Annotated in this window: 25 protein-coding genes; 12 read left to right on the plus strand and 13 right to left on the minus strand. The window is 65.2% G+C overall.

Going from position 1 to position 22,910, the window contains the following annotated elements; all coding sequences use genetic code 11:
• From DI606_RS14430 to DI606_RS14445, 4 genes are all read right to left on the minus strand, one after another.
• Positions 1–517 (minus strand): dihydropteroate synthase (locus DI606_RS14430; protein ID WP_293984287.1); only part of this gene is annotated, 517 nt, incomplete at its 3' end.
• Positions 518–531: 14 nt separating this feature from the next.
• Positions 532–1,578: a homocysteine S-methyltransferase family protein gene (locus DI606_RS14435; protein WP_293984288.1), complete on the minus strand. Its 1,047-nt coding sequence runs from the start codon at positions 1,576–1,578 to the stop codon at positions 532–534.
• Positions 1,575–2,495: a methylenetetrahydrofolate reductase gene (gene metF, locus DI606_RS14440; protein ID WP_293984290.1), complete on the minus strand. Its 921-nt coding sequence runs from the start codon at positions 2,493–2,495 to the stop codon at positions 1,575–1,577. The genes DI606_RS14435 and metF overlap by 4 nt, the downstream gene beginning before the upstream one ends.
• A complete protein-coding gene (locus DI606_RS14445) occupies positions 2,492–3,463 on the minus strand; it encodes a metalloregulator ArsR/SmtB family transcription factor (RefSeq protein WP_293984292.1) in 972 nt (323 codons plus the stop codon). Before DI606_RS14445 ends, metF begins: the two co-directional genes overlap by 4 nt.
• 206 nt (positions 3,464–3,669) lie before the next feature.
• Between DI606_RS14445 and DI606_RS14450 the strand changes: the two genes are divergently transcribed.
• Both DI606_RS14450 and DI606_RS14455 read left to right on the plus strand, forming a co-directional pair.
• Positions 3,670–3,888, plus strand: coding sequence for a circumsporozoite protein (locus DI606_RS14450; RefSeq protein WP_293984329.1), 219 nt, complete (start codon positions 3,670–3,672; stop codon positions 3,886–3,888).
• Between the two features lie 77 nt (positions 3,889–3,965).
• Entirely contained in the window at positions 3,966–4,202 is a 237-nt protein-coding gene (locus DI606_RS14455; RefSeq protein ID WP_293984294.1) for a hypothetical protein, read from the plus strand.
• 59 nt (positions 4,203–4,261) lie between these two features.
• Here the strand turns inward: DI606_RS14455 and DI606_RS14460 are convergent, their stop codons facing one another.
• On the minus strand, positions 4,262–4,675 hold the full coding sequence (locus tag DI606_RS14460; RefSeq protein WP_293984296.1) for a glycine zipper 2TM domain-containing protein: 414 nt from the start codon (positions 4,673–4,675) through the stop codon (positions 4,262–4,264).
• Between the two features lie 190 nt (positions 4,676–4,865).
• Between DI606_RS14460 and DI606_RS14465 the strand changes: the two genes are divergently transcribed.
• Positions 4,866–5,858 (plus strand): esterase-like activity of phytase family protein, encoded by a 993-nt coding sequence (locus DI606_RS14465; RefSeq protein ID WP_293984298.1) that lies wholly within the window; start codon positions 4,866–4,868, stop codon positions 5,856–5,858.
• Positions 5,859–5,935: 77 nt separating this feature from the next.
• Here the strand turns inward: DI606_RS14465 and rpmB are convergent, their stop codons facing one another.
• A complete protein-coding gene (gene rpmB, locus DI606_RS14470; protein ID WP_293984300.1) occupies positions 5,936–6,229 on the minus strand; it encodes a 50S ribosomal protein L28 in 294 nt (97 codons plus the stop codon).
• A gap of 147 nt (positions 6,230–6,376) precedes the next feature.
• Here rpmB and DI606_RS14475 point away from each other — a divergent pair, with 147 nt between their 5' ends.
• Together DI606_RS14475 and DI606_RS14480 are read left to right on the plus strand one after the other, a co-directional pair.
• Complete coding sequence (locus DI606_RS14475; protein WP_293984302.1) at positions 6,377–6,598, plus strand: hypothetical protein; 222 nt, start codon at positions 6,377–6,379, stop codon at positions 6,596–6,598.
• A gap of 37 nt (positions 6,599–6,635) precedes the next feature.
• Positions 6,636–7,094 (plus strand): nucleoside deaminase, encoded by a 459-nt coding sequence (locus DI606_RS14480; protein WP_293984304.1) that lies wholly within the window; start codon positions 6,636–6,638, stop codon positions 7,092–7,094.
• Here the strand turns inward: DI606_RS14480 and DI606_RS14485 are convergent.
• On the minus strand, positions 7,056–8,954 hold the full coding sequence (locus DI606_RS14485) for a hypothetical protein (protein ID WP_293984306.1): 1,899 nt from the start codon (positions 8,952–8,954) through the stop codon (positions 7,056–7,058). The two genes, DI606_RS14480 and DI606_RS14485, sit on opposite strands and share 39 nt — an antisense overlap.
• A gap of 46 nt (positions 8,955–9,000) precedes the next feature.
• Here DI606_RS14485 and DI606_RS14490 point away from each other — a divergent pair, with 46 nt between their 5' ends.
• Positions 9,001–9,417 carry a GtrA family protein gene (locus DI606_RS14490; RefSeq protein ID WP_293984307.1) on the plus strand — a complete coding sequence of 139 codons (417 nt, stop codon included), beginning with the start codon at positions 9,001–9,003 and terminating at the stop codon, positions 9,415–9,417.
• 4 nt (positions 9,418–9,421) lie between these two features.
• Here DI606_RS14490 and DI606_RS14495 read toward each other — a convergent pair whose 3' ends face one another.
• Genes DI606_RS14495 through DI606_RS14505 form a run of 3 tightly spaced genes read right to left on the minus strand, consistent with a single transcriptional unit; the run spans position 9,422 to position 11,862 of the window.
• Positions 9,422–10,222, minus strand: a complete 801-nt coding sequence (locus DI606_RS14495; protein ID WP_293984308.1) for a LytTR family DNA-binding domain-containing protein — start codon at positions 10,220–10,222, stop codon at positions 9,422–9,424.
• A complete protein-coding gene (locus tag DI606_RS14500) occupies positions 10,219–11,325 on the minus strand; it encodes a sensor histidine kinase (protein WP_293984309.1) in 1,107 nt (368 codons plus the stop codon). Before DI606_RS14500 ends, DI606_RS14495 begins: the two co-directional genes overlap by 4 nt.
• A gap of 45 nt (positions 11,326–11,370) precedes the next feature.
• Positions 11,371–11,862, minus strand: a complete 492-nt coding sequence (locus DI606_RS14505) for a helix-turn-helix domain-containing protein (protein WP_293984311.1) — start codon at positions 11,860–11,862, stop codon at positions 11,371–11,373.
• Positions 11,863–11,974: 112 nt separating this feature from the next.
• Here DI606_RS14505 and DI606_RS14510 point away from each other — a divergent pair, with 112 nt between their 5' ends.
• The gene (locus DI606_RS14510; protein ID WP_293984312.1) at positions 11,975–14,080 is read left to right on the plus strand and encodes a bifunctional (p)ppGpp synthetase/guanosine-3',5'-bis(diphosphate) 3'-pyrophosphohydrolase; all 2,106 of its coding nucleotides are present in this window, start codon (positions 11,975–11,977) and stop codon (positions 14,078–14,080) included.
• Positions 14,081–14,137: 57 nt separating this feature from the next.
• On the opposite strand, the gene DI606_RS14515 is transcribed toward DI606_RS14510, so the two are convergent.
• Positions 14,138–14,350 carry a hypothetical protein gene (locus DI606_RS14515; RefSeq protein WP_293984313.1) on the minus strand — a complete coding sequence of 71 codons (213 nt, stop codon included), beginning with the start codon at positions 14,348–14,350 and terminating at the stop codon, positions 14,138–14,140.
• A 206-nt stretch (positions 14,351–14,556) separates the two neighbouring features.
• On the opposite strand from DI606_RS14515, the gene DI606_RS14520 reads away from it, so the two are divergent.
• Both DI606_RS14520 and DI606_RS14525 read left to right on the plus strand, forming a co-directional pair.
• Positions 14,557–15,495 (plus strand): right-handed parallel beta-helix repeat-containing protein, encoded by a 939-nt coding sequence (locus DI606_RS14520; RefSeq protein ID WP_293984315.1) that lies wholly within the window; start codon positions 14,557–14,559, stop codon positions 15,493–15,495.
• 31 nt (positions 15,496–15,526) lie between these two features.
• Complete coding sequence (locus DI606_RS14525; protein WP_293984317.1) at positions 15,527–15,721, plus strand: hypothetical protein; 195 nt, start codon at positions 15,527–15,529, stop codon at positions 15,719–15,721.
• Positions 15,722–15,725: 4 nt separating this feature from the next.
• Here DI606_RS14525 and DI606_RS14530 read toward each other — a convergent pair whose 3' ends face one another.
• Entirely contained in the window at positions 15,726–17,120 is a 1,395-nt protein-coding gene (locus DI606_RS14530) for a short-chain fatty acyl-CoA regulator family protein (protein ID WP_293984319.1), read from the minus strand.
• Between the two features lie 140 nt (positions 17,121–17,260).
• Here DI606_RS14530 and DI606_RS14535 point away from each other — a divergent pair, with 140 nt between their 5' ends.
• Positions 17,261–18,853, plus strand: coding sequence for an isocitrate lyase (locus DI606_RS14535; protein WP_293984321.1), 1,593 nt, complete (start codon positions 17,261–17,263; stop codon positions 18,851–18,853).
• 106 nt (positions 18,854–18,959) lie between these two features.
• Here DI606_RS14535 and DI606_RS14540 read toward each other — a convergent pair whose 3' ends face one another.
• The gene (locus DI606_RS14540; protein WP_293984323.1) at positions 18,960–20,777 is read right to left on the minus strand and encodes a DUF885 family protein; all 1,818 of its coding nucleotides are present in this window, start codon (positions 20,775–20,777) and stop codon (positions 18,960–18,962) included.
• A 170-nt stretch (positions 20,778–20,947) separates the two neighbouring features.
• Between DI606_RS14540 and DI606_RS14545 the strand changes: the two genes are divergently transcribed.
• Entirely contained in the window at positions 20,948–21,634 is a 687-nt protein-coding gene (locus DI606_RS14545; RefSeq protein ID WP_293984324.1) for a glutathione S-transferase family protein, read from the plus strand.
• A 104-nt stretch (positions 21,635–21,738) separates the two neighbouring features.
• A partial coding sequence (leuC, locus tag DI606_RS14550; protein WP_293984326.1) for a 3-isopropylmalate dehydratase large subunit occupies positions 21,739–22,910 on the plus strand: 1,172 nt, incomplete at its 3' end.

The following is a 22,910-nucleotide window of genomic DNA, read 5'->3' on the forward strand; positions in this document are numbered from 1 at the left end:
AGATGATGTCCTCGGGCGGGAAGCCGATGGTCATCAACAGCTTGTAGGCGCGCTCGCAAATCTCGACCTTGCGCTCCTTCGTGTCCGCCTGCCCGGTTTCGTCGAACGCCATGATGACGGCGGCGGCGCCGTAGGCCATGCATTTGCGGGCATGACCCAGAAAGGCTTCCTCGCCCTCCTTCATGCTGATCGAATTGACGATCGGTTTGCCGGACACGCACTTCAGCCCCGCTTCGATCACTTCCCACTTCGAACTGTCGATCATCACCGGCACGCGGCTGATGTCCGGTTCCGACGTCATGAGCTTCAGGAAGGTGGTCATCGCCTCGACCGCGTCGAGCAGCCCTTCGTCCATGTTCACGTCGACGATCTGCGCTCCGTTCTCCACCTGCTCGCGCGCGATGTCGATGGCGGCGGCATAGTCGCCCGCCATGATGAGCTTCTTGAACTTGGCGGAGCCGGTGACGTTGGTGCGCTCGCCGATGTTGACGAAGGTGGCGGTGCTTTGCTGGGTCATGGTCTTTCGTTCGTTCAGGCAGCGATGTGCATGGGTTCAAGACCCGCGAGCCGCGTCACGACCGGCAACTGCGGCACGATGCGCGGCTTTTCCCCCGCCAGCGCCCGCGCCACCGCGGCGATATGCGCGGGCGTGGTGCCGCAACAGCCGCCGACCATGTTGACCAGCCCTTCGTCCACCCACTGACGGATCAGGCTCGCGGTCGTTTCGGGCAATTCGTCATATTGGCCCAGCTCGTTGGGCAGGCCGGCATTGGGATAGGCGAGGATCAGCGTGTCGGCATTTTTCGAAAGGTCGCTCAGATACGGGCGCAGCAGGTCCGCGCCGAACGCGCAGTTCACCCCGATGGTGAGTGGCTTCAAATGCCGCAGCGAATACCAGAAGGCGTTGACCGTATGGCCTGACAGGTTGCGGCCCGACATGTCGGTGATGGTGAAGCTCAGCATCAGCGGCACGGATCTGCCCGCCGCCGCTTCGGCCTCTCGGGCGGCCATGCCCGCCGCCTTGGCATTGAGCGTATCGAAGCAGGTTTCGACCAGCAGGAAATCGACTCCGCCCGCGATCAGCGCGTCGCACTGTCCGCGATAGTCTGCCTTGAGCGTATCGTAATCCACCTCGCGATAGGCAGGATCGTTCACGTCAGGGGAGATGGAGAGCGTCTTGTTCGTCGGTCCGATGGACCCGGCGACGAAACGGGGCTTCCCGTCCTTCGCACTTGCCTTCTCGCAGGCTGAGCGGGCGAGCCGCGCGGCAGCGACATTGATGTCCCAGACCAGATGTTCGCAGCCATAGTCGGCCATCGCGATCCGGGTGGAGGAAAAGGTGTTCGTTTCCACCATGTCCGCGCCCGCCTCCAGATAGGCGGCATGGATGCTCTCGACGATGTCGGGCCGGGTCAGGCACAGAAGGTCGTTGTTGCCCTTCTGGTCCTTGGGCAGGTCCAGGTCGCCGCGATAATCGGCTTCGGTCAGGCCATGCTTCTGGATCGACGTGCCGTAACCGCCGTCGAAGATCAGGATCTTGTCCGCCGCAAGGGCGCGCAACTGGGCTTCGGCATTCATGCCACATTCTCCGTCGGGGTGACCGCTGCCTTGGGGCGCAGGCCCAGCAGGTGGCAGATCGCATAGCTCATTTCCGCCCGGTTGAGCGTGTAGAAATGGAAATCGCGCACGCCGCCTTCGTGCAGCTTGCGGCATAGTTCGGCGGCGATGGTGGCCGACACCAATTGGCGCGCGGCGGGCAGGTCGTCCAGCCCTTCGAACAGGCGCCCCATCCAGTCGGGGACAGTGGTGTTGCACATCGCGGCCATGCGCTGCGTCGCGGCGAAATTGCTGACCGGCATGATCCCCGGCACGATATCGGCAGCGATCCCTGCGGCCAGCACCTTGTCCATGAAGCGGAAATAGGCGTCGGGCGAAAAGAAGAACTGTGTGATCGCCCGCGTCGCGCCCGCGTCCAGCTTGCGCTTGAGGTTGTCGAGGTCGCTCTGCGCGCTCGCCGCGTCGGGATGCACTTCGGGATAGGCCGACACGCTGATTTCGAAGGGGTGCAGCTTCACCAGCCCTTCGACCAGTTCCGCCGCACCGCTGTAGCCGTCCGGGTGCGGTTCGAACCGGCCGCCCGCCTCGGGCGGATCACCGCGCAGCGCGACGATGTGGCGCACGCCCGCGTTCCAATAGGCGTTCGCAATCTCCGCGATTTCGCTCTTGCTGGCCGCGACGCAGGTCAGGTGAGCCGCCGCCGACAGCGGGGTTTCCTGCGCGATCCGCGCCACCGTCGCATGGGTGCGCTCGCGCGTCGATCCGCCCGCGCCATAGGTGACGGACACGAATTCGGGCGCCAGCGGCGTCAGCGTTTCGATGGCCGACCACAGCTGCGCTTCCATCTTTTCCGTCCTGGGCGGAAAAAATTCGAAGCTCACGCGCGCGTCGCCGGACAGGTCCGCATAGAGCGGCGCTGCAAGGTCGTTCAGGGTCATGCGGAAATTCGTCCTTCGATGGGCAGGACGTTGCCGCTCGCGCGCCGTCCCAGCCACAGTTGCACTGTCAATTGGTCGCCCGGCAGCATTTCGACCCGCTCCAGGGCAAGGCCCGCCGCCGCGAACCATCCGCCGATCTGCTCGTCCGAAAAACCGAGCCGCGCATGCTGGTCGCGAGTGCGCAGCTCTTCCCGCTCGTGCGGGGCGAAATCGGCGATCAGCACGCGCCCCTTGGGCGAGGCCACGCGCGCGGCTTCGGCGATCGCCGCTTCGGGCGCCTGCGCATAATGGAGCACCTGATGCATCACCACCGTATCGACGCTCCCCGCATCGAGCGGCAGGTCGAGGAAGTCGCCCAGCAACAGCGCATAGCGGTCGCCCGCATCCTGCGGCAGCTTGGCGCGGGCGAGCCGCAGCATGTCGGGGCTGCGGTCGATGGCGGTCACGGCGCGCGCGTCCTGTCCGAACAGTTCGATCATCCGCCCCGTGCCCGTTCCGATGTCGAGCAGATGGCCGATCGGTTCGGGCTTCAGCAGCGCGCGCATCGCCGCTTCGACCTCGCCCTCCGCGACGTGGAGCGACCGGATCGCGTCCCATTCCTCGGCATGGTCGGCAAAATAGCTTTCCGCCGCCTTTGCGCGGTCGGCGCGCACCGCCGCCAGGCGCGCAAGGTCCGCCGTCTGCCACAACGCTTCGGCCGCCGCGGGTTCCAGCCGGTCGAACAGGGTCAGGAACGGTTCCACGGCGCGCGCCCGCGACAGGCGCAGGAACACCCAATTTCCTTCCTTGCGCCGTTCGACCAGACCCGCTTCGGCAAGGATGCGCACATGCCGGGACACGCGCGGCTGGCTCTGTCCGACCACTTGCGCGATTTCGCCCACCGCCAGTTCCATGGCGCGCAACAGGTGCACGATCCGCAGCCGTGTCGGATCGCCCAGAGCGCGGAAAATGTCGAGCGACGCTACCATGGCGGTATCATATAAAGAAATCTTTATATACGTCAATGCCGCGCCTTCATGCCGGGCGATCCCGGGCTCTTTACCGCAACCGTCATGAAATGGGATTGAATTGCAGCGTTCAAGGCATTACGAATCGGCCCGCAGGCGCAATGGGGGGTGAGCTTTTCTCCGAGAGTGGTCTGCATTTTGTTTTTCTCAGAGAGGGGTTGTTGCCCATGACCAAGTCGATTGCTCTTTCGCTCGTTCTCGCCGCTTCGCTCGGCCTCGCTGCTTGCTCGGGCAAGAGCGAAGAAAACGCCGCCAATAACTCTGCCAATGCGGCTGAGAACGCGTCGAACGCTGCCGACAACGCCATGAACGCCGCGCTGAACGCTGCCGACAACGCCGCCAACGCTGCGTCGAACGCGACCAACAACGCCGCGAACGCGATGTAAGACCCTTTGGGGGGTTTTTCAGGTTACGAAGGGTCGTGCCGGCAACGGCGCGGCCCTTTTGCGTGGAAGGATGTGCGATGATCCGCCTGACCCTGTTGTCCGCGATGCTCGTGCTGCTGGTATCGTGCGGCCCGGCGGAAGGGGAGGGCGATGGCGTCGGCGGCCTGACCGCCGCGCAGGCCGATGCGCTCAATCGGGCAGCGGCGCGCGTCGATGCGCAGGATGCCCCGACAGGCGATACCGGGCCTTCGCTCAATCCCGCCGCCGCAGCCGCTGCTCGTGCGGATCGGCATCGCGAGGCGACCCGACCTTGAGGCCATAAAAAAGGGCCGCCCGTGCGGGCGACCCTCTATAAAGCGATGCCGTTGCGCTCTTAGCAGTTACGGTCGATTGCCCGACCGGCCAACGCGCCCACGCCTGCGCCCACGATGGCGCCGGTCGTGCCGTCGCCCCGGCGATATCCGTAGCGGTCGCGACCGCCCTTGCCGATCTCGTTGCCCAGCAGACCGCCTGCGATCGCACCGATGATGGTGCCGCCGGTGCCGTTGTCACGGCAGCGATAACCGCCGCGATAGCCGCGATAATTGTTGCGGTAATAACCGTCGCCGCGATAGCCCCGATCGTATCCGCGATAATCGCGATAGCCCCGGTCGTACCCGCCGCGATAATAATCGCCCCGGTCGTAGCCGCGATAATATTGCGCGCTGGCAGGGGCCGTGGTGGCGGCGAAGGATGCGACGCCCATCGCCAGAGCCGCGCCCAAATTTACAAGAAACTTCGTCTTCATGGCGGTTCTCCTCATCTTGCCATCCTCTGGGGCGGCCGTCTGACAGAACGGGATAGCCCTTCGATTGCACATCTTATGACCGATTCGCCTTGAGCCAAGGCTGAATGTAGATGACAGCCTGCGTTCAGGGACCAACATTCTGCCATGCCGGTGCTGCGGCCTGCCGACAAATCGCCTAAGGCCTTTGCCGATGCTGCGAATTTTCATCGTGCTGGCTATCGCCATCCTGTTGCTGCCCGCCCGGCCGCCGTCCAAACCTGCTGCGATCCGGCCGGCGGAGCTGCTCGTCCGATCCCGTCCGCTTGCCCTCAGCAGCGCCGACCCGGCGCTTCGCCGGGCGGGTGCGCTGACCTATCTGGGCGGCTGGTCGCTTGAGAGTGACAATCCCGGCTTCGGCGGCGTCTCCTCGATGCTGGTCAGCGACCGGGGGCAGGTTCTGGCGCTCAGCGATTCAGGCGTCCTCATGGGCTTTCACATGGGGGCGGGGGACGCCGAGCGGCGGCCCTTCATCGCGCCCCTCCCGGTCCGCCCGCAGGATCGGGATCGCCCCTGGTGGCAATGGGATTCGGAATCGATGGCGCACGACCCCGTGACCGACCGCTATTGGGTGGGGTTCGAAATGTTGCAGTCCATCTGCCGCTATTCGCCCGGCTTCGCCCGTGTGGAGGCGTGCCGCACCTGGCCGGAAATCGTCGCCTGGCCCGAAACCGGATCGATAGAATCGCTGGCGCGGCTGCCCGACGGGCGCTTCCTCGCCATCGGGGAAATGGGAATGACGCGCGACGGTCGCCACGACGCGCTGCTGTTCAGCGGCGATCCGGCGGAAGGGGCCACGCCCGATCCCATCCATCTGCGCTATGCCCCGCCGCAGGGTTTTCGTCCCACCGATGCGGTGGCTCTGGACGACCGGCACCTGCTGGTCCTCAACCGTCGCCTGACGATGAAGGACCTCTTCACAGCGACACTCGCCATCGTCGACCTGCCGCCCCGCCCGCAGCCGGGCGCGTTGCTGAGGGCGCGCACGCTCGCTTTGCTGGCGCCGCCGCTACTCGCCGACAATTTCGAAGGGCTGGCGGTCACGCACGAAGGCGGAAGGCGTGTCGTCTGGATCGTGTCCGACGACAATCACGAATTTTTTCAGCGCACCCTGCTTCTGAAATTCGCGCTGCCCGACATTCCTTGAAAATCCCCGCTGGAAAACCACGCAAAAAAGCGGCCCGGTAAGGGGCCGCTCCTGTGCCGAAACCTTCCGAAAGGAAATCAGGCCGCGACGGCGGACTTCTTCTTGAGGATGTCGCGCTTCAGGCGACGAGCCTTCAGCGACAGCTTTTCGTCGCTGGTCTTGACCAGCCAGTTGTCCAGGCCGCCATTATGTTCGACCGAACGCAGGCCGTGGGTCGACACGCGCAGCTTCACCGTGGTTTCCAGCGCCTCGGAAATCAGCGAGACATTCTGCAGGTTGGGCAGGAACACACGCTTGGTCTTGTTGTTGGCGTGGGACACGTTGTGACCCACCTGGCGGCCCTTGCCGGTCAGCTCGCAGATGCGCGACATATCAAATCAACCTTCAAAAATTCGGGTTCGTTCGGAAAGCCGCGCCGATAACGGGATTCGGGCAATCCGTCAACCCGCAGCGGCGCAGCCGGGCAACCCTTTGGCGCACGCGGCGTTGTTCCCATCGTTAAAGCAAAGGAGGCGGATATGAAAGCCATCGGAGGCGTGTTGATCATCGTGCTGCTGGTATTGGCCGGAGGCATCGCCACGGGCTTCATCGACCTGCAACGCACGCAGACGGGAAGCCTGCCGCAAGTGCAGGTCAAGGGCGGGCAACTGCCCAAATATGAAGCGAGCGTCGCAAAGGTCGAAGTCGGCACTCGCAACGAAACGGTCGAAGTGCCGACAGTGGACGTCAAGAAGCCCTGATCTTCCCCTGACGGGCGCAGATGTTTAGGGCGGGGCGGTGACCTCGCCCTTTCCCTTGCCTGACCCCATGCGCCGCGCGCTCGACTTGGCGCGCCTTGCCCAGGCGGCTGGGGAAGTGCCGATCGGCGCGGTGGTAACACGAAATGGCGTTATCGTGGGGGAGGGGCAAAACCGCAATCGCCGCGATTGCGATCCCACCGCTCACGCCGAAATCGTAGCGATGCGCGCTGCGGCAGCGCATTTGTGCGATTTCAGGCTGACCGGATGCGACCTTTGGGTCACGCTGGAACCCTGCCCGATGTGCGCAGGCGCAATCTCTCACGCGCGGATCGCGCGGCTCTATTATGCCGTGTCCGATCCGAAGGGCGGCGCCATCGAACAGGGGCCGCGCCTCTTCACCCAGCCGCAATGCCTCCACCGGCCCGAAGTCTACGGTGGCCTCGCCGAAGCGGAGGCCTCAGCGCTGCTGCGCGACTTTTTTGCCGCCCGCCGCTGAATAATCGATGCGGTAAAGCCGGTAGGGCAGGGTCATGCCCGTCCGCAGCGTCACCGGCTTCAGCCATCCCGGCACCGTTCCGCGCATCAGCCCGGCATAGAAGCCCTGCGGACTGCGCGACTGATAGATGGTGCCCTCCGGGAAGTTGGGGCACAGCAGCAGATAGGTCGCGTGGTGCTTCGCCGCGATGGCGCGAAAGCCGCTTGCCGGTCCGTCGAAGGCGTGATGGATGTCGAGGATCGTCGATCCGTTGCGATGATAAGGTCCGGCCAGCGCGCTATGGTGGGTCGTCGCAATGAGGCGCGGCCCCATGTCCACCATGGTAAAGATCGTCGCGGGCGGCAATTGATCCAGCACCTCCAGCGCCGGCAGCGTGCGGCAACGCGCATTCGCCTTGTTGATCGCATCGGTGCGCGCCTTGGCGGATGGACGCCATGCCTTGGGCACCGTGCCCGTCACCCGTTGATAAAGCGTCAGCGCCTGCGGATAGAGGGGGTATACGAAGGCGACCGCCGCTAGCACCGCCGCGCCTGCGCCCGCGACGATCCGCGTGCGCCGCGTCCCGGTCATCAGCATCGCGACCAGCTTGTGCGCCGCCCATGCGGCAGGCGGGATCGCCATCAGCTGCGCTGCCGGACCTGCGCGCAACTGCCAGAACAGGAGCGCGGTCGAAAACAGCATCATCAGGCCGACTGTCGCCCAGGCCCAGAGCCGCTCGCCATCCCGGCGCGCGTCCCACAAGGCCCAGAGAAGGCCGATCACGCCTGCCACCGGCACGGCGAGCAGCGGCACGACCAGGCTTTGCGCCTGCGCCGTGATCGGCTTGGCCTCTCGGATATTGGCCAGCCACAATCGCTGGAGTTCGGGCGAAATCTGGTAGGGGGACAGGCATTGCGGCCAGTTCAGGTAAAGGAACGCCGCCACCGCGCCGCCCACGACCGCGCCTGCCGCCATTCGCACCGGCCAGGTGCGCAGCGGCAGCAGCGACAGGATCGTCATCCCCGCGCCCGCCGTGCCGAACACCGCGACCCAGATGGGGGAGATCGCGTCGCACACCATCGCGCGGTTCGCATAGCTCGCGAACAGGAGGTAAAGGACGGACGTGCCGCCCGCGAGGCTCAGCGCATAGGGCAGCATCCGCTTTTCCGCGCCGGGCCTGAAGACCCAGCGCAGCGCGATCAGCGCGCCTCCCGCCGCCAGATAGACGATCATCTCCATCCCGATGGCGATGGACAGGGCGCTGGTCAGACCCGCGACGATACCGCCGCGCACTCGCTTCTCGTCGATCACCCCGGCCAGCATTGCCAGCGCCAGCGCCAGTTGCCAGCCATGATGGTCGATGCGCATGGGTGCATACATGCCAAGCGCCATCTGGGTCGCTAGCGGTGCGAGCGCCGCGAGGAACCAGCCGTTCGGCCCCGCCAGCCGCCGCCCGATAAAGCCCAGGCTCAGCATCAGCGGGAACAGCGGGATCAGCGGCGCGATGCCGCAGGCCAGCCGATCCGCCAGCCCTTGCCCCACGAACGCGCGAAAGAACAGCATCAGGCCCGCGATCGGCAGGTCGACCAGCCGCGACCAGTGGATATTCGCGCCGCCCGGTGGATCGAGCCTGTATTGCCGCAGATCGAACCAGCCCTGTCCCGCCAGCCAGTCCTTGACCTGGACATAGCGGATATTGTCGTCGGTATCGCCCAGCACCAGCCAGTGGATCGCCTGCCAGCGGTCGACCAGATTGGCCGCCACGATCGCGATCCACAACAGGAAGGTCAGCCAGACCCAGTGTCGCGCGGTATAGGCGCCGGTCGTCCGCAGCCAGTGGGGAAGGCGCGCGCGCAGGGTTTGGCGGCTATGCAAGGTCATGGCGGTGGATTAGACGCTGCGGCACAAAGCGCAACGGGGCCGTTTCATGAATTTGCTGTCACGATTGTCACCGCAGCGGCAGGCGCTGGTCTGGCAGATCGTCCGCTATGGCATCACCGGCCTGTTCGTCACCGCCTGCCAGGCGGCGATCTACTGGACGCTGGCCGCGCCGGTCGGCCTGCATCCGCAACTTGCTAACACCGCAGGCTTCTGCGCGGCGGTGCTGATCGGCTATGTCAGCCACAACGCCTTCACCTTTCGCGGGCAGGACAAGCAGGGCAGCCATGCCGCGCGGACGGTTCGCTTCGCTGCGGTGTCGCTGGTCAGCTATGCGCTCAATGCGCTCTGGGTCTATCTTTGCGTCACTTACAAGGAATGGCCGGAATGGTCGCCCATCCCGGCCATGCTGTTCGTGACCCCGGCGGTCGTCTTCGTGCTCAACCGCCGGTGGGTGTTCCGCTGACGCCTTAATGCACGAAGCGCGCGACCACGTCGCGATAGGACCGGCTGACCTTCACCTGCGCACCGCTTTCGAGGACGAGGAAGCATTCGCCGTTGGTATGCGGCTTCACCTGCCGCACCTGGCTCAGGTTCACGATGGTCGATCGGTGCACGCGCTGGAAATTGCGCGGGTCCAGCCGCTTTTCGAGGTCCTTCATCGTCTCGCGCAGGATCAGCGAATTGTCGGCGGTATAGATGCACATATAGTCGCCCGCCGCGTCGATTCGCTCGATCGAATCGACATCGACGCGGAAAATCTGCCCGCGATCCTTGATGTTGATGAGCTTTTCGAACCGGTTGGAGGCAGGCGCCTCGTCGTCGGAGGCGAAGTCGCTCATCGCCTGCGGCGCGACTTCGGCCAGCACCTCGCGCAGTTTTTCGACCTCCTGCACCTGCCGCTTTTCCGACAGGCGCTGGCGCACCCGGTCGAGCGCGTCGGCAAGGCGGCCTTCCTCCACCGGCTTCATCAGATAATCGACCGCTTGCGCTTCGAACGCGCGAATGGCGTAGTCGCTGTAGGCGGTGACGAAGATGAAGAGCGGCGGCTCCACTTCCATCATGCCCTGGACGACGGAAAAGCCGTCGAAACCGGGCATCTGGATATCGAGGAACACAAGGTCGGGTTTGTGCGTCTTGATCGCGCGGATGGCTTCGCGGCCATTGGTGCAGGTTTCGACGATTTCGACATCCTCATGCGCTTGCAGACGCAGCGCAAGGCCTTGGACAGCCAGGCTTTCGTCGTCGACGAGGATTGTTCTGATGGTCATGCGGCCACTTTCGATGTTTCATCCATGTTCAGCGGAAGTTCGATGATGACCGAAAATCCGCCCGGAGTGGAACGCGTTTCGAAGCTTTGCCGTTCCCCGAACGCCTGAATCAGCCGGTCGCGGATGTTCGGCAAACCAACGCCTGTTCCCTCGCTCATGGGGATGTGCGGCTTCATTCCGCTTTCGTTCAATCCCGGCCCCGTGTCCGATACGACGATCCGGACGTTTTCACCGGCAGGCTGCGCGCTGACGGTGATGTCCGCGCCTTCCTCCTTGGGGGTGACGGCATATTTGATCGCATTCTCGACCAGGGGCTGGAGCAGGAGGGAGGGCAAGCGGGCTTTCGACACCGCAGGATCGACCACGAAGATCGGGCGCAACCGATCCTCGAACCGCATCTTTTCGATCTCCAGATAGAGTTTGAGCGTCTCGATCTCCTGCTCGATCGTCACCTGCGCGGTGGGCTCGTTGATGAGCGTGTAGCGCAGGAAGGAGGACAGGCGCGACAGCATTGCGTTCGCGCGGTCGGTCTGCTTCAGCAGCACGAGAGTCGATATGGAATTCAGCGTGTTGAACAGGAAATGCGGATTGAGCTGGTATCGCAGCATGGCGAGCTGCGCGTTCGCCGCCTGGGTTTCCAGCCGCAGCAGCTGGTCGGCCTGCTCCTCCACCGTCAGGTAGAAATTGATCGCATAATAGAGCGCGGACCACGCCCCGATCAGCGTCACCGACAGGTAGAAGGCGCCCAGGAACAGCTGCAATCCTGCCGTCTCGCTCGCCCGGTTCTGTGTGGAAAAGACCCATGCGTCGATGAACGCGACGAGGCCCGCGGCCAGCAGTACCGTCACGATGGACACGCCCCAGGTGACGAAGGGCCGTTGCCGTTGCAGGAAGCGAAAGACGACCGCGATCAGCAGCGTCACCGAATAGCCGGTGATGGTGGAAATGAGGACCGGGATCAGGCTGGAGAGCGGCTGCCCGTTGGCGACGGTCGACGACCCGCGCAACAGGAAGGCACCGGCCCACCCGAGCGACTGAAGGTTCCAGAAAGCGCGGTTCTTGTCCGCGAAGAAGGGTTGGGGCTGGATGCGGGGCGCGGACATGATGCCCTCGACCCTAGAGGCTTTCGGCGCGCACGTGAAGCGGGGTCAGGCGGCGGCGGGCTGCCGCTCGGTTTCCGATGTCATCGGCGTCATTTCGTCGGGGCATACCCAGCAAAGGTCCGACAGTTCCAGCATCCGCCCGTCATGCGCCTGGATGGCGACTCCGCGGATCGGCTGCCGGTCGCGGATGTCGGCCAGCACCTGGCACGATTGCGGACCGCATCCCCATTTTTCGCCCCACTGGCGCAAGGCGATCATGGCAGGGGCGAGGTCCTGTCCCTTGTCGGTCAGCCGATATTCGACCTTCCGCCGGTCGCACAGCATCGGCTGGCGCACCATGATCCCGTTTTCGACGAGGCGCGACAGCCGGTTGGCCAGGATGTTGCGGGCGATGCCCAGCGTCGACTGAAACTCTTCGAAATGGCGCAGCCCCGACAGCGCGCCGCGAAGAATCAGGAACGACCAGCGTTCGCCCATAGCCTCCAGCGCGGCGGGAAGCGCGCATTGTTCGAGATCCTGGGCAAGGTTATGTTTCATAAGCCGACATGCATAGCGCAAAGCGACGGTCGATGCAAAAGAGCCGTCTGATTGACAGTAAGTGGGATTTTTTTGTTGCGCCGCAAGCCCGTTCTCACACAATCGGGCAACGATGCTGCGTCAATATGAACTTGTCGAACGGGTAAAGCGCTACGATCCGCATGCGGACGAAGCGATGATCAATCGCGCCTACGTCTTTTCGGTCCAGAAGCACGGGAGCCAGAAGCGCGCCAGCGGCGACCCCTATTTCAGCCACCCGATCGAGGTGGCGGGCATCCTCACCGACTTCAACCTCGACGACCAGACCATCGTGACCGCGCTGCTCCACGACACGATCGAGGACACGCTCGTCACCTATGAGGAGATCGAGAGCGCGTTCGGCCCCGACGTCGCGCGCATGGTCGACGGCGTGACCAAGCTCAGCAAGATCGAGGCGATGAGCGAGAATGAGCGGGCGGCGGAAAATCTTCGCAAATTCCTGCTCGCCATGTCCGACGACATCCGCGTGCTGCTGGTGAAGCTGGCCGACCGGCTGCACAACATGCGCACGCTCCACTTCATCAAGAACCCGGACAAGCGCCGCCGCATCGCGCGCGAGACGATGGATATCTACGCCCCGCTCGCCGAGCGGATCGGCATGTACGACTTCATGCGCGAAATGCAGTTGCTCGCCTTCCGGGAGATCGAGCCGGAAGCCTATGACAGCATCACCCGCCGCCTCGAACAGCTGAAGGAGGGCGGCCACGACAAGGTCGACCGCATCGGCGCGGAACTGCAATTGCTGCTCGCGGGCAAGGGGATGTCGGTCAGCGTGTCGGGCCGCGAAAAACATCCCTTCTCCATTTGGAAGAAGATGCAGGAACGGCACATCAGCTTCGAACAGCTGACCGACGTGATGGCGTTCCGCGTCATCACCGACAGCGTCGAGGACTGCTACCGCGCGCTCGGCATCATCCACCAGACCTTCAAGATGGTGCCGGGCCGGTTCAAGGATTATATCTCGACGCCCAAGCGCAACGGCTACCAGTCGCTGCACACCACCGTCATCCATCAGGACAATGCCCGGATCGAGGTGCAGATCCGCAGCCGGACCATGCACAACGACGCCGAAATGGGCCTCGCCGCGCACTGGGCCTACAAGCAGAAAGGCGACGCTGCCGACCATCACGCTGCCTGGCTGCGCGATCTCGTCGAAATCCTGGAGCAAAGCCAGGACGCCGACGAACTGCTCGAACATACCCGCATGGCGATGTATCAGGACCGCATCTTCGCCTTCACCCCCAAGGGCGAGTTGCATCAGCTGCCCAAGGGATCGACCACGGTCGATTTCGCCTATGCCGTGCACACCTCGCTCGGCAACCAGACCGTGGGGGCGAAGGTGAACGGGCGCGTCGTGCCGCTGCGCACCACGCTCGAAAACGGCGATCAGGTCGAAATCCTGAAGTCGGTCGGGCAGGAACCGCAACCCGGCTGGCTGACCTTCGCCATCACCGGCAAGGCGCGCGCCGCCATCCGCCGCTACATTCGCCAGAAGCAGCGCGGCGAGGAAATCAAGCTGGGCGAAAAACTCTATGACGAGATCGTCGGCCGCTTCACTCCCGATCTTGCCAAGGAACTGGGCGAAAAGGCGCTCGTCGCCGCGCTCAAGCGCCTGAAGCTGGAGGATCGCGCCGCATTGATGGTCGCCATCGCCACGCACCGCGTCCTCGACCATGAAGTCATGGAAGCGCTCGTCCCCGGCTCCACCACGGCGGAGGGGGTGGAGGAAGCGCATCCGCGCCAGCATGAGCCGGTGTCGATCCGCGGCCTCACTCCCGGCATCGCCTACAGCCTGGGCGATTGCTGCCACCCTGTGCCGGGCGACCGGATCGTGGGCGTGCGCCGCACCGGCGAGCCGATCGAGGTGCACACGATCGATTGCCGGTCGCTGGAGGTGGAGCAGGGCGACGACTGGGTCGATCTTGCCTGGGACAGCAAGTCGAAGGGCGGCACCGCGCGCCTCTCTGTCATCGTGAAGAACCAGCCGGGCGCGCTCGCCGCCGTCACCAATGTGTTCGGCGCGACCAAGGCGAACATTCTCAATCTTCAGCTGGTGAACCGCGAAGGGCCGTTCCACACCGACGTCATCGACCTGGAAGTCGCCGATGCCCAGCATCTCAACCGCATCCTGTCGGCGCTTCGTGCGCTCGACACGGTGGTGCAGGCCGACCGGGTCTAGGAAGAAGGGGGGCGGGGGGAAGGCCGGGGAGAAGACCTCCCTCCCGCCGCCTGCGCCTTATTTCTTCGCTGCGCGGTGGTGATGGCGCGCCGCCTTTGCCGCATGATGCGCCTTTGCGTGCATTGCCTTGGGGGCCTGCGACGGGTTGATGCACTCGTCGGTCACGCTCTTGGAACAGAGCGGCGGGTTGGCGTCGGCTGCGCTCGCCGTCTGGGCCAGGCCAGCGGTTCCCAGAAGCAGGGCGGTCGACAGGATCAGCGTCTTCATCATGATCTTCGTCCTTTGCCAGAGCGAGGCGAAGTCCGTGCCTCGCAGGCCGAAATATGCGCGCCCGTCCGGCCTGAGTCAGCTTAAAGATCGGTAATGGCGCGGCCATGCCGGCGCGCATGCCTGCCGCCGCGCCTGTGCCAGAACGGGGCAGCCGTTAACCCTGTTGTAGTGTTGGAGCGGGGGCGGCGCAGGCCTATCGTGCGGCCATGCGCATCCTGTCCACCTGCCTCCTCGTGTCGGTCGCCGTCATCTCCTCGGCGACGGCGCAAGCGGGGCGTGCGCCCTTCACCGTCGAGGAAACGGGCGTGAGCTACGGCACCCTCGGCGATGCGCTCGCGGCCATCGGCGACGGGCGTGGCACCGTTCTCGTCGCGCCCGGCACCTATCGCCAGTGCGCGGTGCAGCAGGGGGGCGATGTCACCGTCCGCGCCGCGACACCGGGCACCGCGATCTTCGACGGGGTGCCGTGCGAGGGGAAGGGCGCGCTCGTCCTGCGGGGCAAGTCGAGTCGCATCGACGGCATCGTCTTCCAGAACATCCGCGTGCCCGACGGCAACGGCGCGGGCATCCGCCTCGAAAGCGGCAACCTCACCGTCTCCAACAGCCTGTTCCGCAACAGCGAGGAAGGCATCCTCACCGGCGACTATGACGGCGGGCAAGTGACCATCGACAAGTCGACCTTCCGCAAGCTGGGTCGCTGCGACCGCGATCTCGACTGCGCGCACGGCGTCTATATCGGTCGCCTCGCCAGCCTCGCCGTCACCAACAGTCGCTTCGACCAGGGCGATGGCGGCCATTATCTCAAGACCCGCACGGCGCGCGTCACCATCACCGGCAACAGCTTCGACGACAGCGCCGGGCACCTCACCAACTATATGATCGATCTGTCCAACGGCGCGAGCGGCGTCATTTCGGGCAACGAGATGGTGCAGGGCAAGGACAAGGACAACTGGTCCGCCTTCATCACCGTCGCGCCCGAAGGCCGCGAGCATTCGAGCGCGGGGCTCGTCATCGAAGGCAACCGGGCGGGCTTCGTGCCGGGGCTGGAGCGCGGTTCGACATTCGTTGCGAACTTCACCGACGATCCCGTCCGCATCGGCGCGAATCGCCTCGCGCCCTCGATGAAGATTACGGATCGCCGCTGACTTGCGCCCGCGTGTGCGCTAGCGCTGCGGTATGAGAACTACCTACGACGGCGCGACAGTGCGCCTCTATCATTTGGGCGACGACGGCGGCGCGACCACGATCCTCTACGGGCCGCTGGGCGAAGCGCTGCGCATCGCGGCGCAGCAACCGCAAGAGGTGCAGGACGGCCTCTTCCTAGCCACCGACAACGACGTGGTCGCCTATCTCGACTTTCTGGAGGGGTGAGGGGTCATCCCTCGAACCCGAACGGCGCGCGCGTCCGCCGGTAATCGTCGGGCAACATCTCGCGCCCCATGGGCGGGGCGGCGCGGGCCATGCATTGGGCGCGATGGCACAGGCGGCAGGTGACGCCGATGAGCGTCGGTTCCGCCCGATCCGTCCCCTGCGTGTAGATCAGCCGATGGGCATGCTCCGCCGCGCAGCATAGGGCGATCGCGCGTTCGACCTTCGCCGCGCCCCAGCCGCCGCCGCCCGCCGTCACCGTCCGGGCGATGGAAAAGAAGCGCTGTCCTTCGGGCAGTTCCAGCCATTGCGTCACCACCTCGCGCGGGCGTTCGAACACGCGATGCACGGACCAGAGCGGGCAGGAACCCCCATGCCGCGCAAAGGGAAATCCCGCACCGTCCAGCCGCTTGCTGACATTGCCCGCCGGATCGACTCGCAGAAAGAAGAAGGGCACGCGTTCCTGCCCCGGCTTTTGCAGCGTGGTCAGCCGATGCGCGGTCTGTTCGAAACTGGTGCCGAACTGCCGCCCCAGCGCCTCGATATCGTAGGCCTTCGCCTCGACTGCCTTCGCGAACGCGCCATAGGGCATCAGGATCGCCGCCGCGCCGTAGCTTGCCAGCGCCCGCCGTGCGAGCCGCTCGCCGCTCAGGCTCGAAAACTGCCCGTCCTTCAGCAGTGCGTCGAACCCCTTGCGCATTTCGAGATAGGCGATCTGGAGCGCCAGTTGGAACTGCGCGCTCGCGCCGTCCAGCGTTTCGTCCAGCAGCACCGCATCGCGATGCCGGTCGAGTCGCCGCATCGACCCGGCCATCACGTCGGGGGGCAGCCGCCGCACCCGCAGATTGTGCCGTGCCTTCAGCCATTGCGACAGCCCGCCTTCCGCATCCGCCTCGCTCGCCAGCCTTTCGCCCAGATCGTCGAGCGGCGGGAAGCAGTTGCGCCGCGCCGCCAGGAACCGGCGCGATTCGGCAACGGGGTCTGCGGCCTCCTGTGCCGGGACCGCATCCGCTCCCCGGTCGGCCAGCGCCAGATGCTCCTCGCGATAGCTGGTGTAGAGCCGCGTCAGCGCCTCGGCGATCCCGGGATAGTTGACCGCCACGTCCCCGGTCGCGAGCGCGGGCAGGTCGATGTCGGCGAACATCGGGTCGCGCAGCACCGCCTGCAACCGCGCGGTCTGTTCCGCTCCCCCGTCGCCCGCGACCTCCGCCATGTCGAGCCTGTAGGTGCGCGCCAGGCGCAGCAGCATGTCGGCGGTCAACGGTCGCTGGTTGCGTTCCAGCAGCGCGACATAGGACGCGCTGATTTCAAGGTCGGCGGCCATATCCGCCTGCGTCAGGCCGAGTTCGCGCCGCAGCCGCCGCAGCCGCGGCCCCATATAGACCGGCCTGTCCTTCGCCATCGCACGCCCTCCCTTGTCCGCTCTTTACAACTTTACAGCATATTCTTGTAAAGATCGACAACCGGACCTCGCGCCCTCTGCGCAAAGTGCGTTCAGCTGTCTACTTCGCTGTTCATCCCCGCACTCAAGGATGGATGACCATGACCTATCAAAACGAAATCGCCCGCGCCGGTGACCTCATTTCCGACCGGCAGGACTGGGACGGCATCGCACCCGAATCGGTCGCGCGGATGCGCCTTCAGAACCGGTTCCAGACCGGCCTCGACATCGCCCGCTATACGGCCAAGATCATGCGTGCCGACATGGCCGCCTACGATGCGGACCCGGCTCTTTACACCCAGTCGTTGGGCTGCTGGCACGGTTTCATCGGCCAGCAGAAGATGATCGCGATCAAGAAGCATTTCGGCACCACCAAGGGACGCTACCTCTATCTGTCGGGCTGGATGGTCGCCGCGCTGCGCAGCGAATTCGGCCCGCTGCCAGACCAGTCGATGCATGAAAAGACCAGCGTTCCCGCGCTGATCGAGGAACTCTACACTTTCCTGCGCCAGGCGGACGCGCGTGAACTGGGGATGCTGTTCCGCGATCTCGACGCTGCGAAGGCGGCAGGCGATGCGGTCGCCACGCATCGCCTGCTCCACCGGATCGACGATTATGAAACCCATATCGTCCCCATCATCGCTGACATCGACGCAGGGTTCGGCAATGCCGAGGCGACCTACCTGCTCGCACGCAAGTTCATCGAGGCGGGGGCCTGCTGCATCCAGATCGAAAATCAGGTTTCGGACGAAAAACAATGCGGGCATCAGGACGGCAAAGTCACTGTCCCGCATGAGGATTTCCTCGCGAAGATCCGGGCCGTGCGCTACGCCTTCCTCGAACTGGGCGTCGACGACGGCGTCATCGTCGCGCGTACCGACAGCCTTGGCGCAGGCCTTACCAAGCAGATCGCGTTCAGCCGCGAGGCGGGCGACATCGGCGACCTGTATAACGGCTTTCTCGACTGCGATCCCGTCGATCCGGCCGCGCTCGCCCATGGCGACGTGCTCATCAGCCGCGACGGCGTGCTGCTGCGCCCCAAGCGCCTGCCCTCCAACCTATACCGTTTCCGCCCCGGCACCGGCGAGGACCGCTGCGTCCTCGACTGCATCGCCGCGCTTCGGAACGGCGCGGACCTGCTGTGGATCGAAACCGAAAAGCCTCATATCGGCCAGATCGGCGGCATGGTCAGCCGCATCCGCGAAGTCATCCCCAATGCGAAGCTGGTCTACAACAATTCGCCCAGCTTCAACTGGACGCTGAATTTCCGCCAGCAGGTGTTCGACGCGTGGGAAAAGGAAGGCCGCGACCTGTCCGCCTATGATCGGGCGAAGCTCATGAGCGTGGATTATGACGGCACCGACCTCGGCGCCGAAGCCGACGAACGCATCCGCACATTTCAGAGAGACGCCGCGCGCGAGGCGGGCATTTTCCACCACCTCATCACGCTGCCGACCTACCACACTGCCGCACTCAGCACCGACAATCTCGCAAAGGAATATTTCGGCGAACAGGGGATGCTGGGTTATGTGAGGGGCGTGCAGCGGCAGGAAATCCGCCAGGGCATCGCCTGCGTGCGGCACCAGAACATGGCCGGTTCCGACATCGGCGACGATCACAAGGAATATTTCGCCGGCGAAGCCGCGCTGAAGGCGGGCGGCGCGCACAATACGATGAACCAGTTCGCGGCCTGATCCGCGACCCAAGAGCCATCGCGCGGGGGAGCGACTCTCCCTGGCACACTTGGGTGGAATAAACTGGACGGCCCGGCGGCACATCGCCGGGCCGGTATTCCAGGCGTCAGGCGATCCCGGCGCGCCGCCGCACCGTCTGCTTCAGGATGTCGAGCGGCATCGCGCCCAGCGTCAGCACCTCGTGGAACTGTTTCAGGTCGAACGCCGCGCCCTGCCGCTTCTTCATATCCTCGCGCAGATCGTTCCAGACGGTATGCCCGATCTTGTAGCTGCACGCCTGTCCAGGCCAGACGGTGTAGCGGTCGATTTCCCCCTGGCTGCGCCCGCGCGCGATGCCGGTGGTGGCGATCAGGTAATCGGTGGCCTGCTCGCGGCTCCACCGTTTGGCGTGCATTCCCGAATCCACCACCAGCCGCGTCGCCCGGAACAGCAGCGACTGGAGGTAGCCGACCTGCCCCAGCGGATCGCCGTCATACATGCCCATTTCGTCCGCCAGCTGCTCGGCATAGAGCGCCCAGCCTTCGGTATAGCCGCTATAGCCGCCACGCCGCCGGATCATCGGGATCGCGTCCGATTCGAGCGCGACCGATACCTGGAGATGATGCCCCGGCACCGCTTCGTGATGGGTCAGCGTCGCCAGCCCGAACTTGGGCCGGTCGAACGTATCGCGCAGGTTGATGAAATAGATGGCGGGGCGCGACCCGTCGAGCGAGGCGTTCTGGTAATAGCCGCCCGGCGCGCCCGCCTGGATCGTCACCGGCACGCGCCGTACCTCGACCGGCGCCTTGGGCAGGCAATCGGGCGCGAAGACTTCGGGAAGGCGCTTGGCCATAGCCGCGATCTGCCGGTTGAGCTGAGCGAGCAAGGCATCGCGCCCCGGATCGGTGTTCGGGAAAAGCTGGTCGGGTCGCTTGTTCAGTGCCACCAGCCGGTCGCCCACCGTGCCGCGCGTCATGCCCTGGCCTTTCAGGATGGTGTCGATCCGCGCCGATATGTTGCCGACCTGGTCGAGGCCCATCTGGTGGATTTCCTCGCCGGTCAGCTTGGTGGTCGTCGCGGCTTCGGCGGCGGCGGCGTAGAATGCCTCGCCCTCGGGCAGCCGCCACACGCCCGCGTCATGCACTGCCTTCGCCCGCAATTGCTGCACCAGTGCGCGCTGACGGTCGACGGCGGGGAAGATCTTGTCCGCAACGATCCTTTCCGCCTGCGCCGCGCGCTCGGGCGGCAGCCCCGCATCGGCCAGTTTCCTGGCGAAGGACGCGACCAGCACCGTCTGCGCCGCCGGCTGGTCGCGCAGCGCCGCCTGCATTTTCATCGTCGTGTCGAGGATATAGTCGGGGGCGAACACGCCCTTGGCCGCGTCCGCTCGCTGCCGTTCGGTATCGCCGTCCAGCGCTGCGGGAAAGGCTTCGAGGCGGGACAGATAGGCGTCGGCATCCGCCGCGTCCTTCACCCGATGCTGCGAATCGAGGAAATCGGGCACCTCGCGATAACTGCCGGTCAGCTGGCTGATGACGTAGGGTGCATAGCGGCCCGCCGTCTCGCCATAGCCGAATTTTTCGCCGCCCAGTTCGCGGTCGAACTGATAGGTCAGGACATCGTAATCGAGCTGGCTCGCCTCGTTCAGCTTCGCACGGTCGACCCGAGCCAGTTCCTTCGCCTGCGCCTTGGTGCGGCCAAGGTCGCGCTCCGCGCCTGCCGCGCTCGTGTCGGAAAGCCTGCCGCGCAGCGCCGCGCGCGGGCCGGTGTCGAAGCCGAGCCGCGTCGCGCCTTCGGGCGAATCCGCCAGCCGGTCGTAAAAGAATCTGTCCAGCATCGCCCGGAAGCGCGCATCCTGGCTTTTCGGAGCGGCAAGCGCCGTCGCGGGCGTCGCGACGGCCAGCGCGGACGCGCCGCTGGTGGCAAGGAACTGGCGTCTGTTCAAGGCGGGGTCTCCATCGGAAAGGGGATCGGACAGCGAAGCCGCCGCCCTGCGATGGCTTCTTGTGGCGCGCTTCCATGGACTTGGCCAGACCAAAGCGGCAGGGGCGGCCCTGTATCGCGCGCGCCCGACAGGCTATGCCATAAGGCGTGCCGCATCGGGGGAACATCGCCATGACCTACACGCTCATCACCGCGAACCGCAATTACAGCAGCTGGTCGCTGCGCCCCTGGATACTCATGAAGGCTCTTGCCATTCCGTTCGAGGACCGGGTGGAACCGTTCGCAGCCGCGACCAACTATGCCGCCTTCCGCAGTTTTTCTCCGACGGGGCAGGTGCCTGCGCTGATCGACGGCGACCGCACGATATGGGATTCGCTGGGCATTACGCTGTATCTCGCCGACCGCCACCCCGGCGTCTGGCCCGCCGATGACGCCGCGCGTGCCTTTGCCCAGTGCGCCGTCGCGGAAATGCACAGCGGCTTTTCCGCCCTGCGCAACGATTGTACAATGAACGTCGGGGTGCGTGTCGAACCGCACATGCACTCGCCTTCGCTCCACCGCGACATCGCGCGGCTGGCCGAATTGTGGGGGCAGGGGCTGGATCGGTTCGGCGGACCGTTCCTAGCGGGACCGGTCTTTACCGCCGCCGACGCTTTCTATGCGCCCGTCGCTTTCCGCGTGCGCACCTATGACCTCGATGTGGGACCGGTCGCGGGGGCATGGGTCGATCATATGCTCGATCACCCCGCGATGCGGCAATGGGAGGAGGAAGCGCTGGCGGAACCGTGGCGGGAGGATGCGCACGAGGCCGAACTTGCCGCCGCAGGGCGCATCGTCGCCGATCGTCGCGCGGTATGAGGGGGCAAGCGTAACATTCTTGCCATGTCGCCGATAAAAACGGCCACTTCTTGTCGTGCGGCCCCTTCCACCTAAGCCCGTCCGGGTCTAGGGGGAAGGACATCATGGTTAAGCCCCGCACCCTCTACGAGAAAATCTGGGACGCGCACGTTGTCGAGCGCCGCCCGGACGGCACCTGCCTCATCTATATCGACCGGCACCTCGTTCACGAAGTGACCAGTCCCCAGGCGTTCGAGGGGCTTCGCATGGCGGGGCGCAAGGTGCGGCGGCCCGACCTGACGCTCGCGGTGCCCGATCACAATCTCCCCACCACCGCGCGGCGCGACGCGGCGGGCAACCGCATCCCCATCGCCGATCCCGAAAGCGCGCAGCAACTTGCCGCGCTGGAGAGGAACGCGCCCGAATTCGGCGTGCGCCTGATCGGTGACGCGGACCCGGAACAGGGCATCGTCCATGTCATCGGCCCGGAACAGGGCTTCACCCTGCCGGGAACCACGCTCGTCTGCGGCGACAGCCACACCAGCTCGCACGGCGCGCTCGGCGCGCTCGCCTTCGGCATCGGCACGTCGGAGGTCGAGCATGTGCTCGCCACCCAGACGCTGCTGCTCAAACAGTCCAAGACGATGGAAGTCGTGGTGGAGGGGCGGCTTGCTCCCGGCGTCACGGCGAAGGACGTGGCACTCGCCATCTGCGGCCGCATCGGCACGGCGGGCGGGACCGGCCATGTCATGGAGTATCGCGGCTCCGTGTTCCGCGACATGTCGATCGAGGGTCGGCTGACCGTCGCCAACATGTCGATCGAGGCGGGCGCGCGATCGGGCCTGTTCGCGCCCGACGACAAGACCTTTGCCTATCTGGAAGGCCGTCCGCTGGCGCCCAGGGGCGCGGATTGGGACGCGGCGGTCGCTTATTGGCGGACGCTTCACACCGACGAAGGCGCTGTGTTCGACAAGACGGTGGTGATCGACGCCGCCGACATCGTGCCCAACGTCACCTGGGGCACCAGCCCGGAAGATGTGATCCCCGTCACCGGCAGCGTGCCCGATCCCATGAGCTTCGCCGACCCTTCCAAGCAGGCGGCGGCGCAGAAATCGCTCGACTATATGGGTCTTTCCGCCGGGCAGCGGATGCAGGACGTGGCGATCGAACATATCTTCATCGGCAGCTGCACCAACTGCCGGATCGAGGATCTGCGGGCCGCCGCCGCCCTGCTCAAGGGCCGTACCAGGGCGCCTGGCGTCAAGCATGCGATGGTCGTTCCCGGCTCAGGCCTCGT

The organism is Sphingobium sp., assembly GCF_003248505.1.
Classification (GTDB): Bacteria; Pseudomonadota; Alphaproteobacteria; order Sphingomonadales; family Sphingomonadaceae; genus Sphingobium.

Excerpts from the sequence above, each read along its gene's own strand:
- DI606_RS14485 (WP_293984306.1), bottom strand. The coding sequence starts at position 8,954 with ATGACCTTGCATAGCCGCCAAACCCTGCGCGCGCGCCTTCCCCACTGG.
- DI606_RS14475 (WP_293984302.1), top strand. The coding sequence starts at position 6,377 with ATGAAAGCCATCGGAGGCGTGTTGATCATCGTGCTGCTGGTATTGGCC.
- DI606_RS14435 (WP_293984288.1), bottom strand. The coding sequence starts at position 1,578 with ATGAATGCCGAAGCCCAGTTGCGCGCCCTTGCGGCGGACAAGATCCTG.
- DI606_RS14530 (WP_293984319.1), bottom strand. The coding sequence starts at position 17,120 with ATGGCGAAGGACAGGCCGGTCTATATGGGGCCGCGGCTGCGGCGGCTG.
- DI606_RS14535 (WP_293984321.1), top strand. The coding sequence starts at position 17,261 with ATGACCTATCAAAACGAAATCGCCCGCGCCGGTGACCTCATTTCCGAC.
- DI606_RS14450 (WP_293984329.1), top strand. The coding sequence starts at position 3,670 with ATGACCAAGTCGATTGCTCTTTCGCTCGTTCTCGCCGCTTCGCTCGGC.
- DI606_RS14500 (WP_293984309.1), bottom strand. The coding sequence starts at position 11,325 with ATGTCCGCGCCCCGCATCCAGCCCCAACCCTTCTTCGCGGACAAGAAC.
- DI606_RS14510 (WP_293984312.1), top strand. The coding sequence starts at position 11,975 with ATGCTGCGTCAATATGAACTTGTCGAACGGGTAAAGCGCTACGATCCG.
- DI606_RS14495 (WP_293984308.1), bottom strand. The coding sequence starts at position 10,222 with ATGACCATCAGAACAATCCTCGTCGACGACGAAAGCCTGGCTGTCCAA.
- DI606_RS14545 (WP_293984324.1), top strand. The coding sequence starts at position 20,948 with ATGACCTACACGCTCATCACCGCGAACCGCAATTACAGCAGCTGGTCG.
- metF (WP_293984290.1), bottom strand. The coding sequence starts at position 2,495 with ATGACCCTGAACGACCTTGCAGCGCCGCTCTATGCGGACCTGTCCGGC.
- DI606_RS14515 (WP_293984313.1), bottom strand. The coding sequence starts at position 14,350 with ATGATGAAGACGCTGATCCTGTCGACCGCCCTGCTTCTGGGAACCGCT.
- DI606_RS14505 (WP_293984311.1), bottom strand. The coding sequence starts at position 11,862 with ATGAAACATAACCTTGCCCAGGATCTCGAACAATGCGCGCTTCCCGCC.
- DI606_RS14490 (WP_293984307.1), top strand. The coding sequence starts at position 9,001 with ATGAATTTGCTGTCACGATTGTCACCGCAGCGGCAGGCGCTGGTCTGG.
- DI606_RS14445 (WP_293984292.1), bottom strand. The coding sequence starts at position 3,463 with ATGGTAGCGTCGCTCGACATTTTCCGCGCTCTGGGCGATCCGACACGG.
- DI606_RS14520 (WP_293984315.1), top strand. The coding sequence starts at position 14,557 with ATGCGCATCCTGTCCACCTGCCTCCTCGTGTCGGTCGCCGTCATCTCC.
- DI606_RS14465 (WP_293984298.1), top strand. The coding sequence starts at position 4,866 with ATGCTGCGAATTTTCATCGTGCTGGCTATCGCCATCCTGTTGCTGCCC.
- DI606_RS14525 (WP_293984317.1), top strand. The coding sequence starts at position 15,527 with ATGAGAACTACCTACGACGGCGCGACAGTGCGCCTCTATCATTTGGGC.
- DI606_RS14455 (WP_293984294.1), top strand. The coding sequence starts at position 3,966 with ATGATCCGCCTGACCCTGTTGTCCGCGATGCTCGTGCTGCTGGTATCG.
- DI606_RS14460 (WP_293984296.1), bottom strand. The coding sequence starts at position 4,675 with ATGAAGACGAAGTTTCTTGTAAATTTGGGCGCGGCTCTGGCGATGGGC.
- rpmB (WP_293984300.1), bottom strand. The coding sequence starts at position 6,229 with ATGTCGCGCATCTGCGAGCTGACCGGCAAGGGCCGCCAGGTGGGTCAC.